The sequence below is a fragment of the Tissierella simiarum genome (genome assembly GCF_018917865.1).
GTDB classification, from domain to species: domain Bacteria; phylum Bacillota; class Clostridia; order Tissierellales; family Tissierellaceae; genus Tissierella_C; species Tissierella_C simiarum.
Genome location: NZ_JAHLPM010000020.1, coordinates 1 through 14,473 on the forward strand (window position 1 = coordinate 1; position 14,473 = coordinate 14,473).

Annotated in this window: 15 protein-coding genes, 2 pseudogenes and 1 other annotated feature; of the genes and pseudogenes, 4 read left to right on the forward strand and 13 right to left on the reverse strand. The window is 38.8% G+C overall.

What is annotated here, in order from left to right:
- Positions 1-254 precede the first annotated feature (254 nt).
- The gene (locus tag KQI42_RS21890) at positions 255-533 is read right to left on the reverse strand and encodes a transposase (protein ID WP_216521765.1); all 279 of its coding nucleotides are present in this window, start codon (positions 531-533) and stop codon (positions 255-257) included.
- Between KQI42_RS21890 and KQI42_RS17580 the strand changes: the two genes are divergently transcribed.
- Positions 523-735 (forward strand): hypothetical protein, encoded by a 213-nt coding sequence (locus tag KQI42_RS17580; RefSeq protein ID WP_216521680.1) that lies wholly within the window; start codon positions 523-525, stop codon positions 733-735. The genes KQI42_RS21890 and KQI42_RS17580 overlap by 11 nt on opposite strands.
- A 38-nt stretch (positions 736-773) precedes the next feature.
- On the opposite strand, the gene KQI42_RS17585 is transcribed toward KQI42_RS17580, so the two are convergent.
- The 4 genes from KQI42_RS17585 to KQI42_RS21725 form a co-directional block, all read right to left on the reverse strand.
- On the reverse strand, positions 774-1,094 hold the full coding sequence (locus KQI42_RS17585; RefSeq protein WP_216521682.1) for a hypothetical protein: 321 nt from the start codon (positions 1,092-1,094) through the stop codon (positions 774-776).
- Between the two features lie 259 nt (positions 1,095-1,353).
- The gene (locus KQI42_RS17590; RefSeq protein WP_216521683.1) at positions 1,354-2,703 is read right to left on the reverse strand and encodes a radical SAM/SPASM domain-containing protein; all 1,350 of its coding nucleotides are present in this window, start codon (positions 2,701-2,703) and stop codon (positions 1,354-1,356) included.
- A 297-nt stretch (positions 2,704-3,000) separates the two neighbouring features.
- Complete coding sequence (locus KQI42_RS21525; RefSeq protein WP_281420507.1) at positions 3,001-3,129, reverse strand: hypothetical protein; 129 nt, start codon at positions 3,127-3,129, stop codon at positions 3,001-3,003.
- Between the two features lie 230 nt (positions 3,130-3,359).
- Complete coding sequence (locus KQI42_RS21725) at positions 3,360-3,644, reverse strand: helicase HerA domain-containing protein (protein ID WP_216521768.1); 285 nt, start codon at positions 3,642-3,644, stop codon at positions 3,360-3,362.
- A gap of 66 nt (positions 3,645-3,710) precedes the next feature.
- On the opposite strand from KQI42_RS21725, the gene KQI42_RS17600 reads away from it, so the two are divergent.
- Positions 3,711-3,872 (forward strand): hypothetical protein, encoded by a 162-nt coding sequence (locus KQI42_RS17600; RefSeq protein WP_216521684.1) that lies wholly within the window; start codon positions 3,711-3,713, stop codon positions 3,870-3,872.
- Positions 3,853-4,311 carry a transposase gene (locus tag KQI42_RS21895; RefSeq protein ID WP_216521770.1) on the forward strand — a complete coding sequence of 153 codons (459 nt, stop codon included), beginning with the start codon at positions 3,853-3,855 and terminating at the stop codon, positions 4,309-4,311. The genes KQI42_RS17600 and KQI42_RS21895 overlap by 20 nt, the downstream gene beginning before the upstream one ends.
- 600 nt (positions 4,312-4,911) lie before the next feature.
- Here KQI42_RS21895 and KQI42_RS17615 read toward each other — a convergent pair.
- The 6 genes from KQI42_RS17615 to KQI42_RS17640 form a co-directional block, all read right to left on the reverse strand.
- Positions 4,912-7,452 (reverse strand): ABC transporter permease, encoded by a 2,541-nt coding sequence (locus KQI42_RS17615; RefSeq protein ID WP_216521685.1) that lies wholly within the window; start codon positions 7,450-7,452, stop codon positions 4,912-4,914.
- Positions 7,449-8,132 carry an ABC transporter ATP-binding protein gene (locus KQI42_RS17620; protein WP_216521686.1) on the reverse strand — a complete coding sequence of 228 codons (684 nt, stop codon included), beginning with the start codon at positions 8,130-8,132 and terminating at the stop codon, positions 7,449-7,451. Before KQI42_RS17620 ends, KQI42_RS17615 begins: the two co-directional genes overlap by 4 nt.
- A gap of 83 nt (positions 8,133-8,215) precedes the next feature.
- Positions 8,216-9,205, reverse strand: coding sequence for a sensor histidine kinase (locus KQI42_RS17625; RefSeq protein ID WP_216521687.1), 990 nt, complete (start codon positions 9,203-9,205; stop codon positions 8,216-8,218).
- Positions 9,192-9,878: a response regulator transcription factor gene (locus KQI42_RS17630; RefSeq protein WP_216521688.1), complete on the reverse strand. Its 687-nt coding sequence runs from the start codon at positions 9,876-9,878 to the stop codon at positions 9,192-9,194. The genes KQI42_RS17625 and KQI42_RS17630 overlap by 14 nt, the downstream gene beginning before the upstream one ends.
- Positions 9,875-10,069 carry a helix-turn-helix domain-containing protein gene (locus KQI42_RS17635; protein WP_087919642.1) on the reverse strand — a complete coding sequence of 65 codons (195 nt, stop codon included), beginning with the start codon at positions 10,067-10,069 and terminating at the stop codon, positions 9,875-9,877. The genes KQI42_RS17630 and KQI42_RS17635 overlap by 4 nt, the downstream gene beginning before the upstream one ends.
- A gap of 257 nt (positions 10,070-10,326) precedes the next feature.
- The gene (locus KQI42_RS17640; RefSeq protein WP_216521689.1) at positions 10,327-10,848 is read right to left on the reverse strand and encodes a methyltransferase family protein; all 522 of its coding nucleotides are present in this window, start codon (positions 10,846-10,848) and stop codon (positions 10,327-10,329) included.
- 147 nt (positions 10,849-10,995) lie between these two features.
- On the opposite strand from KQI42_RS17640, the pseudogene KQI42_RS17645 reads away from it, so the two are divergent.
- A pseudogene (locus KQI42_RS17645) lies at positions 10,996-11,148 on the forward strand (IS982 family transposase); the annotation flags it as partial.
- Between the two features lie 122 nt (positions 11,149-11,270).
- Here the strand turns inward: KQI42_RS17645 and serS are convergent.
- Positions 11,271-12,550, reverse strand: a pseudogene (serS, locus tag KQI42_RS17650) (serine--tRNA ligase).
- Between the two features lie 84 nt (positions 12,551-12,634).
- Positions 12,635-12,830, reverse strand: a binding site (T-box leader).
- Between the two features lie 152 nt (positions 12,831-12,982).
- Positions 12,983-14,452, reverse strand: coding sequence for a DEAD/DEAH box helicase (locus KQI42_RS17655; RefSeq protein WP_281420508.1), 1,470 nt, complete (start codon positions 14,450-14,452; stop codon positions 12,983-12,985).
- Positions 14,453-14,473 lie beyond the last annotated feature (21 nt).

A 14,473-nucleotide genomic window follows, 5' to 3' on the forward strand; every position in this document is an offset into this window, starting at 1 on the left:
ATACATATTTTTGCTTAAAAAGCATAACTCTCTTAAAGCTAAATATTCACCTTTAGATAAATGTTTAAGCTGTTGTTTTTGAACACCAAACAAAACTTCTTTAGTAGGCTTTTGGGGCATTTAAATCCTCCTTTCTTAGAAAATTATAGTAATATTATAGTATAGTAGTCACGATTTTACAATAAATGCTATTATTTATGCAATCTAATAAAAGAAAAAACTTAGCTTTAGCTAAGTAAAAATTCACCACCCACCTATACATGATGGGTGTACTCTTTTTGAAAAAAGATAGATCTTCTTATTCGTCTTCCTTTCTTATCTTTTGTACATTTGTCTTTAAATTCACATTTACCACAAGCCTCATAATTTCTATATATTATTGCTTTTGTATTTTCATCTATAGGTTTCTGTCTTCTAGAATAAAGTCTTTCTCCTTTAGGGCATATCCGGCGGATTGTGCAGTCAATCGTTGATTGACATTGCAGTCTGCCAGGGGCTGAAGGGAGGAGGTAAGGCGTTCTAATGGGTGTAATAAATCAGATGAGCGGTAAAGCTCATCGAATAAGAAAAAATGCTGCAAGGCCAGTTATATCAACGATTTACAGCGTTTCTGATGTGCATCTAGGGTTCTGGGGCTTTCGGAAATTGCCTTCCGAAAGCCCCAGAACCCTTGTGCTTGAAAGGTTTGACGCCACTGCATCTAAATCATTCAAACAATATGTGTTGTTTGAATGATTTAGATGCAGTGGGCAGCCTACTGAAACAGCTCTTTTTCACACCATGATAGAATCGGAGTCTCCCTCTACCTCCCAAATCAGGTCTTCATCCTTTTGTTCGCGCGCTTTTAATGCGGCTTTAACCTTTTCAAAAACCTCAACCGAAACAATAGGACTAGTATGACTTATTCTGAACTTACTAAAATCTGTAATTTTGTGATCTTGGCGGCATTTAGTATACCTCTGAATGGATAGCGAGCTTGGTATTCCTAATTCTTTCATTTTGTCTGAAATGATTAATCCTTTATTTTCCAAAGCAAATCGCCAGCGAATTACTAAGGCTTCATTTTCATTTACCGTTAAAACATTATTTATCATTTCATATCCATATGACCCTATATCCCCCAGTTCGAAAATTTAAGCACGGCTGCCGCGTCCATATAGACAGCGTCTCCATAATTGAAATCAAGATACTCTACGCTGTCCTTTAACGTACCCAACAAGTCTCTGCCATCTCACCCCACTAATGTGGCTACGTTAATTATGCTTCGCCCGTTATCCGCCTGTCCTATTCTTTGTACCCATGACTCTTTCAATCTCTTTAGCAAGCTTCTCTCCGAGACGATTTCCCGTTCCATCAATTGGCACTATTTACTGTTTCCTCGGTTTTTTTCATAGCTTCTTCCATTTCTTTATAAAATAAGGGAAGCTCATTATGCAAAAGAGTTTTGACGGAATAGCACACAGGCTTGAAAAAATCACCGTTTTCATCTAACCCCAAAGGACAGCCTCCTCCGCAAAGAAGAGAATATGTACAATCCCTGCATTCAGGAATTTTTTCTATATTACGGTTACGTATTGAGTTTTCCTTGAACTCAATTAAGGGATGATACTTTCCTATAGAAAAGCGGTCCTTGCCAACACACCCCAAGCATGGATAAATATCGCCATAAGGGTCAAACGCCATGCCATCTACGTGAGCGTAGCAATAGGAGTACAAAGGATTTATGGCTCTACCATACACTAAGTGGTCCAGTATTGAATTTTTTTTAGTTATAAAATTGTTTATTCTTTCCCTATCCTCGAACGAGTACTTTATATCCGAATGATATATTTCAGTCATTATATCAATTCGTTCATCATAAGAGTCTCCAAGCAGTGTGGCCAATTCAAACGATAAATTGTCCTTATATCCTGAAAATCTGTCAAGCAGCTTTTCTCTTAAATCAATTCCTTCCTCGTAATTGCTTTTGTCAAGGTTCATTCTGATTCGGATATTTATCCCGCTTTCTAAACACTTCTCTACACCATCCATAATTTTTTTGAACGTAGGCTTTCCGTTAGCTAAGACCCTCTTGCTATTATGAGATTCTTCACTGCCATCTAAAGTGATTAAAACTTGAGAAATATTTATAGACAAAAGCAAATCAAGGAATTCTGTCAGATAATACCCATTGGTGAAAATTTGATATGTTTTGTCTGGGGCCTTATTAAAAAGATGTTCCAAAGCGGGTCTGGTTTTTGGAAGCAACGGCTCTCCTCCAAAAAGACATATCGACTGCACGCCCTCACCTGCAAGCTTTAAGGCGGCATCAATTTGTTCCGGAGTTATGACCTCTTTTTTAAGATAGGCATCACCCTCAAAGCAATAAGGGCATCTGAAGTTGCAATCATAAGTCATAACAAAGACGACAGTTCTTTGGTCTTTTTGCCTTTGAACGTGCTCGTTACGCAATACCTTTAAAATTTCATTCTTTTTGGCTATTTCCTCTTCGTAGTTATTTACCAGATATCCCCTGGATTGGAGATTACTCAATAACTCAGCCTCCAAATCATTCTCCGTTACAATCTCTTCACAAGCCTGCCACTTGGACAAGGTTTCGTAAATAGGGGCATCAATTTCGTCCATAGTGCCTGTTAAAGAGTTTATCAACAGTTTTTTGTTATCGTGTATGTCTACAAATATCATGTGTTTAATTAATTTCATTGCTTTCCCTCCCTAAAGCTGATTGTGGTGTTAATGAAGTCCTATGCTTGCCGGCGATGAAAGTATATATAAGCCAAATACCCATCATCTCCGCCAAGTTTATGGCACACACATAATTTCGCAACAAATCCCATTGCCGCGAACCATAATAAGCAAAATGTTTGGCGGGATGTTACCTGTGATAAAAACCCTTCTATCACTGAACACTTTGGACTATTGTGATAGAAGGGTTATGTAGCTTAGCTTTTTTCGAATCAAATATTCAGTAAGAGAGTAAGCTAAACCATTTTACTAAGCTTAGCAAGCACAACAAAAGCGATCACCAATTCCTATCATTGGTCCCATCTGTGAACTCTCCTGGTTTGACTCATCCTTAGCTACATTTTGTAAATCCCAACTAGCTTCAATAATTGGCTTCATTTTCATTATATTTTCACCTCCCTAGTATGGCATGACGTTCCACTTTTTTTGCATTATCCCCTGATGTATATATGAATTATATTAAAACATTTATCAAGAGTCAAGATAAATTTTGCAAATTTTATGAATTTTGCAAATCCTTACAATTCTTTGCAGTTTTTTATAATTTCCTACAATTTTTTTACAAATTCACCAAGTACCTCCTGATGCTCGGGAAAACTTTGGGCTGCATTACATTAATCAGGTGCTCGCCGCCCATAAGATCGGTATAACAGCCCCCCAGATTCCGGGTCAGGGTCTAGATCAAGCAGAAGAACGTGCTTTCCTGAATCCCGGAGGTTGGTTAAAAGCAGCTTCAGGAGGTAACTTTTGCCCCCGCCACTGTTGCCCAGGACAAGGATGCTGCTATTGGTCTTGTCCTTAGCTCGCTGATTGAAGTCGATGATGATGTTGCTGCCGTACTTGTCCTTGCCGATATAAAAGCCACCGGGGTCGGCAGATCGTGTAGAAAATCCAATAATTAGTTGACATAATCCAGGTTAAATATGCTACAATTTACCCATGATATCATAAGAAAGGATGGTAGCATGAGATATATAGAAGGAATAAATAGAAAAAGTAAGATTACATTTCCTGAATATATAGATGACTATATATCAGAAGATAATCCTGTAAGAATAATAGATGCATTTGTGACATCATTAGATATGATTACACTAGGCTTTAAAAATGCAGCACCTAGCACCTAAAGATAAAGACAGATCCAGCTATGATCCGAAAGATTTACTTAAACTATATATTTATGGTTATATGAATAGAATCACATCATCAAGAATATTAGAAAAGGCTACTCAAACAAATATAGAAGTAATGTGGCTACTAAGAAGATTAACTCCAGATTTTAAATCAATATCTGACTTTAGAAAAGATAATAAAGAGGCCATAAATTTAGTATTTAAACAATTTGTAGCTCTATATAAAGAATGGGACCTTTTTGGTAAGAAGGTAGTGGCCGTTGATGATTCTAAATTTAGAGCTTCCAATTCCAAGAAAAATAATTTTAACACCAAAAGTCTAAATCGTAAAATCAGGATAATCTCACGCTTCTTGTCCAGCAAATTACGCAATGCTTCGCTTAGTAAATCGTTCTCCACACCAACCGTAAATCCATTCCATGTGAAAATCTGATAATCCGTTGAATAACTGCCTACGACTGAAAACTGACTGATAAGGTAATCGCCCATTTCAGAAAAAAACATTTCCCACTTAGACTGTCTGGACAAGATTTTTATGTAGTCCTTGCGTTCGTCGTTCATAGCACGCTTACAGATGTAATCAAACTGGTTTTCAATAGTAGTCTGAAAAGAAGACGGCTTCATAGTTTCTCACCCCCTTTCTTGCCATGAAAGAGAGTGAGTGTTGAACCTTTGCCTCCTTTCACACTAAGTCCCGACACGAAAGGGCTGCCAGTTACATTTCGGGAAAAAAAGTTTTCGATAAAACGCAAAAAGCCCAGCTGTATAGCGCAACCGGGCATAAGGGAATTATTAACAATTACATAATGATATGTTTGTTCATATTTATAGCCAGAATATCCTATTTGTGAGTATAAACTTTTTTAATGAGTAACAGAAATTAGGGTATGAATGATAATAAAAAACGGACATGTCGATACCTCATTGATACCGTCATGTCCTAAAAAAACAGTTTTTTTATTACTGCAGGGCAGCATTCCTTTGTGGTTTACATTACTTCTGTAGGATGGATTCTGTATTTTCAATATCTAAATCAACTCATATTATCTCGAATTGCGTCAATGATATTTTCTTTTTTTATCTTGCTAATGGCATATAGCATTGTAATAAATACAATAAAAAGCACACCAAACACGCTGATTGCCATACTGCCCCATGGGAACACAAAATCAACATTTCCACCGCCGATAATCATGCCCTTATAAATCAGACAGGAAAGAATTCCTGCGAGAGGCAGTCCCCAAAGCATCGTCCGCGTTCCATAAAGAGTGCATTCAAAGCGCATCATCTTATTGAAATCCCGGTCGGACATCCCCACAGAACGGAGCATGGCAAATTCCCGTCTGCGCAGCTTGATATTGGTGGAAATCGTGTTGAAGACGTTTGCAACTGCGATTAGCGAAATCATTATGATAAAAACAACCGAGAACAGATTGACAATGAATGTGATATTACGGTTTTGCTCCAGTATCTCATAGACGTTATACAGATTATAGTCGGCGGTAATGCTGGCTCCTTCAATCATCCTCTGCATCTCAGCTGTAGACTGACCTGGATTTTCCGACTTGAAGGTCATGCCCAGCTTTGTAGGTTTTACAGTTGCGCCAAGTGCGTCAAACTGCGGCTTTACCCCATAAGGGGCCATCACCATAAGCGTGTATCCGGCCCATTCACCCGGCTCCGCAGGCAGCAGATCTGGGTAGTCCTTTACAAAGGTTGCACGAATCGTTTTCGTCTGATCCCCGGTATTGGAGTGGAGCGTAAATTCCATGGGCTCTTCCTGCGTATACCAACTCTCGGGCAGAATTCCTGCCATAATCATTTTTTTGTCCTGCCCAATGTATTCCTCTGCGGACAGGCCGAGGCCTTCGAGCAAGTTCTGATAGACCCTGTCCTCAACAAACTGAATATCCAACAGCACTTCCACCGTTTCACTTGTCCCATTATAACCGATGGGCTCGCCGTACTCGTCAAAAAAATGACTTGACAAATCACTTGTATTGAGCACACAGGAATAGGTCGAAAGTGCCTGATAAGTGCTTTCCGTAACGCCGTCGGCGGTTTTCAGCTCATCATAAAGCTGGAACAGCTCGCTTTCCTCCATGTCTCGCGTATAGAAACAGATGTCATATTCTTCAACTACCACAGAGGAATTCTCCGCGAGCTGATTCAGATAGGTTCCGAAAGAGCTTGCCGACACAAACAATACGACGCTTAACGTAAGCGACAGAATAATGCTGCGATAACGCCGCTTGTTTCTCTTAAAGTTTTTTAACGCAAGTGTTTCCTCTAAACCGTAAAGGCGTTTCGCGAGCTTTGAGGTTCTTATCGCTTTGGCTTCCACTTTGACCTCGTTTGTCTGGCGGATACACTCCATCACAGGCGTACTGGCAGCCTTCTTTGCCGGAATATAGGCCGAAATCAGAATGGTGATCATACTGATAACCGCCGCAGCAACAAGAGCAGGAACAGATACCACCAAAGTCAACGGTACATTGTCATACATAACATTTGCGAAATTTTTTGCCACAAGAGAAAGCACAAGCTTGATACTTGGTATCCCGACCAAAATGCCGATGGGAATGCCCATTGTACCGATGCAAAGTCCCTCAAACAGAACAGAATTACGCAGCTGTTTTTCTGTGGCACCTACTGACATGAGAATTCCAAACTGGTGTGTGCGTTCATTCAATGAGATGTTGAATGAATTATAAATCAGGAACACCGAGCCGAGCATAACCAGGGCAATCAAAATGCCACCAATGGAGTACAGGAGAACTGTAAGCATCTTTTCCCCTGAAAGTCCCATAAAACGTAGTACATCATCGTTCAAAACGTAACTGTAATTGTCTGATATGCCGTCTGCATAAGAATGAACCTGATATGGGTTCTTCAGCGTGATAAATACGGTAAGACTGTCCGCTGCGGCTGTATCCTCTCTTGTGATTAAAGTGTATCCAGGTGCAGCATACTCCTCGATTGCCGGTCGTTGGCAGATGCCGACAACCGTATATGTTTTCTCTGTCGTGGTTACAAGCCTTTCCTCCCCGGCACAATACGAATCGTTCTGGCTAAGCTTCTGATCGCCGCTCATGCGGTTGCCGACCGAGAGGGTGAGTGTGTCCCCCACCGAAATTTTCACGCCGCCGTTTGCCGCAATATGAGCCGGTATCACTACCTCGCTGCTGTTCTCCGGCAGTCTGCCGGAAAGCAGCTTGATGGGCAGAGCATCCAAGGCTTCCTCGTTCCATCCGGCAATAAAAAGATATGGCTTGTCAGGATTTTGTCCGCCTTCCAGTGTGGCATAGCCAATGTTCTGTAGCACTACAGCATTTGCCACTGGGCTCTCCTCTGCCTGTTCCAGCACAAAGGAGGAATCTGCGTCCGGGATTTCAATATGCCAATCACCATATTTGGCAGCAGCACCGTTTATCATATAGCTTTGCAGGGACACGGCAAAGGTGGCGACTCCCGTAATCATGGCGGCAGACAGGATAACTCCGATAACCGTTACAATCGTTCGTGTACGGCTTTTTTTCATGCTTTGCAGGGTAACTTTGTTAAAAATGTTCATGGTCTCACCCTCTCGTCTCTCACTACTTTGCCGTCTGATATGCCGATAATGCGGTCTGCTTGCAGGGCGATATTTTCGTCATGGGTGACGAGGAGCAGGGTCTGCCCATATTTTTTATTGCTTTCTTTCAGCAGTTTGATGATTTCATGTCCATTTCGGCTGTCCAAACTGCCTGTGGGTTCGTCGGCAAGCATGACCGCCGGGGCATTCATCAAAGCGCGTCCTATGGCAACCCGCTGTTGCTGACCGCCCGAAAGCTGATTGGGTAAATGAGTTTTGCGGTCTTGCAACCCAAGCATTTCGAGCAGGTCATTCAGCCGTTCCTCGTTGACCTTGCGCTTGTCCATCAGGATAGGCAAGGTGATGTTTTCCACCACATTCAGGGTGGGAATGAGGTTGTGAAACTGGTAAATCAGTCCGACCTGCCGCCTGCGGAAAATGGCGAGTTTTTCATTGCTTTGAGCATATACATCCTGCCCGTCTAAATACACCTTTCCCCTTGTGGGCACGTCCACGCCGCCTATGATATGAAGCAATGTGGATTTACCGGAGCCGGAGGAGCCGATGATTGCGGTAAACTCCCCCTTTTCGATTGTAAGCGAAACATGGTCAAGGGCGATAACTTGGTTTTCGTCCTTGCCGTAGACCTTGCATAAATTTTCAATTTTTAAAAACTCCATTATGTAAGCCTCCTTTTCTCTTGGTCTACCTATATAATAGAACCTTCAACTTACATCTCTGTGACTTTCAGGTGAGAGATTAGTCACTTTGGAAAACGGATAGCAAAAATCGCACCGCCCTGGGGGTGATTTTTGGCGGTAATCGTCCCGCCCTGCCGTGTTATAATCATCTTGCAGAGAGCCAATCCGATTCCGTATCCTGTCGCACCTGCGTTTTTCCCACGATAGAACCTGTCAAACAGGCAGGGTAAATCTTTTTTTTCAAAGCCCGTGCCGCTGTCGTGGATGGCAATCTCGGTAAACAGTGGGTTGTCTGTGCAGACAATCTCAATCTTACCGTTATCTCCTGCGCTTTCCATGCAATTTTTGAGAATGTTTTGAATTGCTTCCGAAAGCCAAGCCGAATCGCCCTCAATGATTATCCCTTTCGGCACGTCTGTATGCAAAGCAATATCGTGCAGCTCCATTGAAATTAGGAACGGGCGAAGCGCGGCGCATATCAAGTTGTTTACATCTATCTGCTCCCTTTGGAACACCACAATGCCCGAGTCCAAGCGGGATAATTTCAATAGTGAAGTAATCAGCCAATCCATCTGCACAAGCAATTCCTCTATTTCCCGCACAAATGCTTTTCGCTGGTTTTCATCAGGGTTATTCTCTAACAATGATAGAATAAGGTTTACGGATGTGAGAGGGGTGCGGAGTTGGTGAGCTATGTCGGCCAGCGAATCAGCAAGATGTTCTTTTTCTTTTTTCAGCGCGTCGTTTTGCTCCCGAATACGCAGCGTCATTTTTGTTATCTCGCTTTGCAAAATGGAAAGTTCGCCCTCGTCCGATTCACCAATATACAGATGGTCAGCGTTATGAAGCACAAGATCGATTTGATCTGAAATCTGCGCAATGCTTTTATATCGGGCTTTGGTAAACACAAAAAAAGCTGTTCCAAAGGCGGTAGCAGAAGCAATGGCAAGGATTCCAGCCAACCTATTTATTGCAAATCCCAGCGTCACAGTGATGGCAGCTATTAAGGAGAACAAAATTGCAAGCTGCCGGAACTCTCTATTCCGAAACATACCCGTCCCCCAATCTATATCCCGTCCCGCGAACGGTCAGAATGATTTGCGGGCTTGCGGGGTTGTTCTCTATCTTCTCCCGCAGGCGTTTAATGTACACAGTCAATGTATTGTCATTGACAAACTCGCCCGCAGCGTCCCACAATTCGTCAAGCAACCTGCTCCTTGTGATAATACTTTTAGGGTTGTTAATAAACACCAACAGCAAGCGGTATTCTAAGGCTGAAAGAAAAACCTCGCTGCCATCCTTTTTCACGATGCCGCTTGCCATATCGACATGAAGCCCGCAGATTTCAAAAGCCGATGGAGAACGTCCGCTTTTTCGCAGGGCTGTTCTGATTCGTGCGATTAGTTCACGGGGGCGAAAAGGCTTGGTGATATAGTCGTCCGCGCCCATGTTCAGCCCGGTAACAACACTCGCCTCATCGCCGGAAGCCGTCAGAAAGATAATGGGAACATCTCCTGTTTCTTTGATTTCCGTGCAAACCGTAAAGCCATTTCCGTCAGGCAAAGAAATATCAATCAACGCCAAGTCAAATTTATTCCCGGCAAGCGCGGCAAGGGCTTCACTCCGCGTAGGGGCGTGAGTGACTATAAATCCCTCGGAGCGGAGCAAAAGCATAAGGTTTTTAGCGATTGCCTTATCGTCCTCAACCAAAAATATCCGTTTCATTTATTTTCACCATCCTTTACTTTACTGCTCCTGTATCGTCCGTCAGCCGGTTTTTCAGCGTCAACCGGAACAAGCCATGTATTTCCCATTTTTTTAGCTCCCTTAATCCGCCCGGCAGAGCAATGGTACACTACCATTCTGTCTGTGATTCCCCAATTTTTCGCTGCTTCTTTTGTCGTTATATAATCCACGCATAACACCTCCATAGCTCTATTGTATTTCTTTTGACGGAAATATACAAGCTGAGGTATAAGAATTGAATCTTACAAAGAAATCGACTTTTTATCCGCTGTGAGTCTAAGGTCTGCAACATTGTATTTGCTATACTTTGTGATGAAAAAGAATTTTACATTTTGATATTTTGAGATTCGCATCAACAGGTTTTTCTACAATTTTGGGAATAAGCTACATATGGTAAATTGGAATTTAGCAACTACAAGATTGCAGATTAAATATATCGTCTAACCTTTTTCATATATTGCTTGTACTCTTTTCCAAATTTCTCAATGCACCATCTTTCTTCAGAAAGAATAATCCAATGTGAAGTTATTTGAAATATTAAGACTATTCCACATAGAACCAACGATTGGGTCAGCAAAGCACACCCTACAAAATATATTAAATATGATACATACATAGGATTACGAGAGCAACGGTAAAGTCCATTATAATTAAATCCCTCATTGGAAGGAACTGCAAAATTTATTACTGAAATTGCACACAATATTAATCCAATTATATAGATGATTAGCCCTATATAGAATCTCCAAGAAAACTCTATTATAACTGTAAGGAAAAACAAGAACACAAATATTGCAATATTTGAAATCTGATATATCCAATATGCTAATATCTCATTTCCAGACATTGGTGGGAAATGAGACGCACGTTTTATCGCACCTTTATTTATAATTGATAGAAGCCCAAACCTTATCATCAAAAATGGTATTAACAATAAAAAACCATTCATTTTAATTTTACTCTCCCTTCCATAATAGTCTGTACCTTTTCTAAATTAACTCGTTATGCTAGTTAAAATTTACAAATATAAAAACTCCAGCAATTGTGTTAACTCATCATTAATACCTACAAAGAAATTAAGATAGGAGGATAACATATGCTAGAGTTTTCTAATAAATGTTTTACTAAAGAGTTTACTGATTTAAAAGACTTTATTACAGTCGCTTATATCCTAATTGATGACATTTACCAAGAAATTACTCCAACATACATTAAAGAACGTCGCAATATCAAGGATGCTATTGTCACCCTTGAAAGGCAATTGTTCTACTGTTGAAGTGACCTTTTCCCATCCACTTCCAAAGATATTAAAGGGATAGGTCATAATTCCATCCATTCTGTGATTTAGCTCCATTCAGTAGAGAATAATAATTATTTGATCAACTCTTTAGCACCCATATACATTTGCAATGGCTTAGGTATTGATATGGTGCCATCTTCTTTTAAATTATTTTCTAAAATGATATCAGCATTCTTGGAGGTGCTACGACTGTATTGTTAAGAGTATGTGGGATATAGTTTTCTTTATTTTTGCTTTTTATTCCGATAGAAAGACGTCTTGCCTGTGCATCTCCTAGATTAGAGCAACTTCCAACTTCAAAATATTTTTTCTGTCTCGGTGACCATGCTTCTATATCTATACTCTTTACTTTTAAATCTGCTAAATCACCTGAACAACACTCCAAAGTACGTACAGGTATATCTAAAGTGCGGAAAAATTCAACAGTATACTGATATAACTTTTCAAACCAGCTTGCACTATCTTCTGGTTTGCATACCACAATCATTTCCTGTTTTTCAAATTGATGAATTCTATACACACCACGCTCCTCAATACCATGAGCACCAACCTCTTTACGAAAACACGGTGAATAGCTGGTTAGTGTTTGAGGAAGTTTTTCTTCATCTATAATCGTATCAATAAACTTACCAATCATAGAATGTTCACTTGTTCCTATAAGATATAAATCCTCGCCTTCAATCTTATACATCATATTTTCCATTTCTGAGAAGCTCATAACACCGTTCACAACATCACCTCTAATCATAAATGGAGGTATATAATAGGTAAATCCTCTGTCAATCATGAAGTCTCGTGCATAGGAAAGAATTGCAGAATGTAAACGTGCTATATCACCGTAAAGATAATAAAATCCGCTTCCACTTGTTTTTCTTGCACTATCCAAATCAATACCATTTAACTTTTCCATAATGTCAACATGATATGGTATCTCAAAATCAGGTACAACAGGCTCTCCAAATCTTTCAATTTCAACATTCCTGCTATCATCCTTACCAATTGGTACAGTGGGGTCTATAATATTTGGGATAACAAGCATCCTTTTACGAATCTGAACATCCAGGTCATCGATTTTCTTCTCTAATTCCGCAAGTTCATCTGCCATAGAAGCTATATCTGCCTTTGCTAATTCAACTTCATTCTTTTTTCCTTTTGATATTAATACGCCAATTTCTTTACTAATTGAATTTCTTCTGCTTCTAAGATAATCACGTCTTGACTTTGCTTCCCGATTTTGAGCATCTAAAGCAATAACTTCATCTACAAGTATGATTTTTTCATCCTGAAATTTTTTTCTAATATTTTCTTTTACAATCTCAGTGTTTTCACGCAATAATTTAATGTCTAACATTATTTTCCTCCTCATATATTTTATTTTTATAGAAATAACAGTATGAGTTTAGAAAAATAAAAGCCTTCCGAACCCATACAAATAATATGGGACGGAAAGCATCCGCGGTACCACCCAAATTGTCAGAAAAGACTGACCACTCTGAAGTGCTATAAAGGGCACACCCTTCGACTCGTCGCCGACAGCTCTAAAAATGGAACAGTTTAACCTCTCACCGGTTCCCACCAACCACCGGCTCTCTGGGAGATTTATAAACCTTAGTTTTTATCATCGCTATTAAATACATTATATGCATATATAAATAAATTTACAATAAGAACTGTTAATTTCCATTACATATTACTTCAGAATTTTTTATGTTCTCAAATTATTATCTCCCAGGCTAAAGAATATTTTTAAATTGAGAAAATAAAACTTCATTCCTAATATCTTCTATCTTCTTGCAATACTAATGTTTCTAACTCTACCTTTTATCTTAGTATTTTGTAGAGCTTTATAAACCATATCACCTTTATTATTTAAAATTTCAACAAATGTTGATACATCTATAATATTTATAATACCTATATCTTCAACATTTACTCCATCTATACTACAAATTGCACCAACCACATCTCCAGCTCTCATTTTAGTTTTCTTTCCAGCATTTATATGAAGTTTTAAAATTCCCTCATTTAAACTTTCACCTTTTATTCGAATATCTTCTCTTTCTTCATTCATTTTCTTTCTAAAAGATGCATTATTCTTTTCTACTTCTTCTTCAGTTAGTGGCTCTACTAATTTAATATCTTTTCCCATATACTCTAAAATATCTTTTAAATACTTTTCTTCATAGTTATCATGGAGTAATATAGCCTTTCCAGTTTTACCTTTACGAGCAGTTCTTCCTATTCTATGAATATATGGTTCAACTTCTCTTGGAATATCGTAATTTATTACATGGGTTATATCTTCAACATCTATTCCCCTTGCAGCAACATCTGTTGCAACTAAAAATCTAAACTTACCCATCTTAAAATCTTCCATTACTTCTGTTCTATCTCTTTGTTCCATTCCTCCATGGATTTTATCACAAGAATAGTTTTCATCCATTAGAGCATTATATACAAAGTTTACATCATCACGAGTATTACAAAATATAATACAATTATCTGGATTTTCAACTACTGTTATATCTTTTAATAACTCTATTTTTTCAATACCTTCCACATTATATCTTACTTGTTCTATTCTATCTAAAGTATTGCTACTAGATTCTATTTCTATATAACTAGGGTTATTCATATATTTTTTAGAAAGTTCTTCTATATCTTCTGGCATTGTAGCTGAAAATAATAAATTTACTCTTTCTTCTGGTAATTTTTCAATTATATTTTCAACTTGTTCTAAAAATCCCATATTTAACATTTCATCAGATTCATCTAATACTAAATATTTGATTTTATCTACTCTTAAATTTCCTCTTTCTAAATGATCTATTATACGTCCTGGTGTTCCTACTACCACATGGGCTCTCTCTTTTAATTCTCTTTCTTGTCTTCCATATGGAGCTTTTCCATAAACTTCTACTATTTTTAATCTTTTAAATCTACCTATATTAAAAAATTCTTCTCTTACTTGCATTGCAAGTTCTCTCGTTGGAACTATTACTAATGCTTGTGGGCTTCTTTCATCCCAATATATAGACTCACATATGGGAACTGCAAATGCAGCAGTTTTTCCACTTCCCGTTTGTGATTTTACAACTAAGTCTTTACCTTTTAATATTATAGGTAATGTTTCTTCTTGTACTTTTGTTAAATTCTTATATCCTAATAAATCAACAGATTTTAAAATCTCATCACTAAGATTATAATCTTTAAAATTTTTCTTATTCAATATATCAACTCTTTCTTTTTTCAATCTATTCGTCTGTATATTATA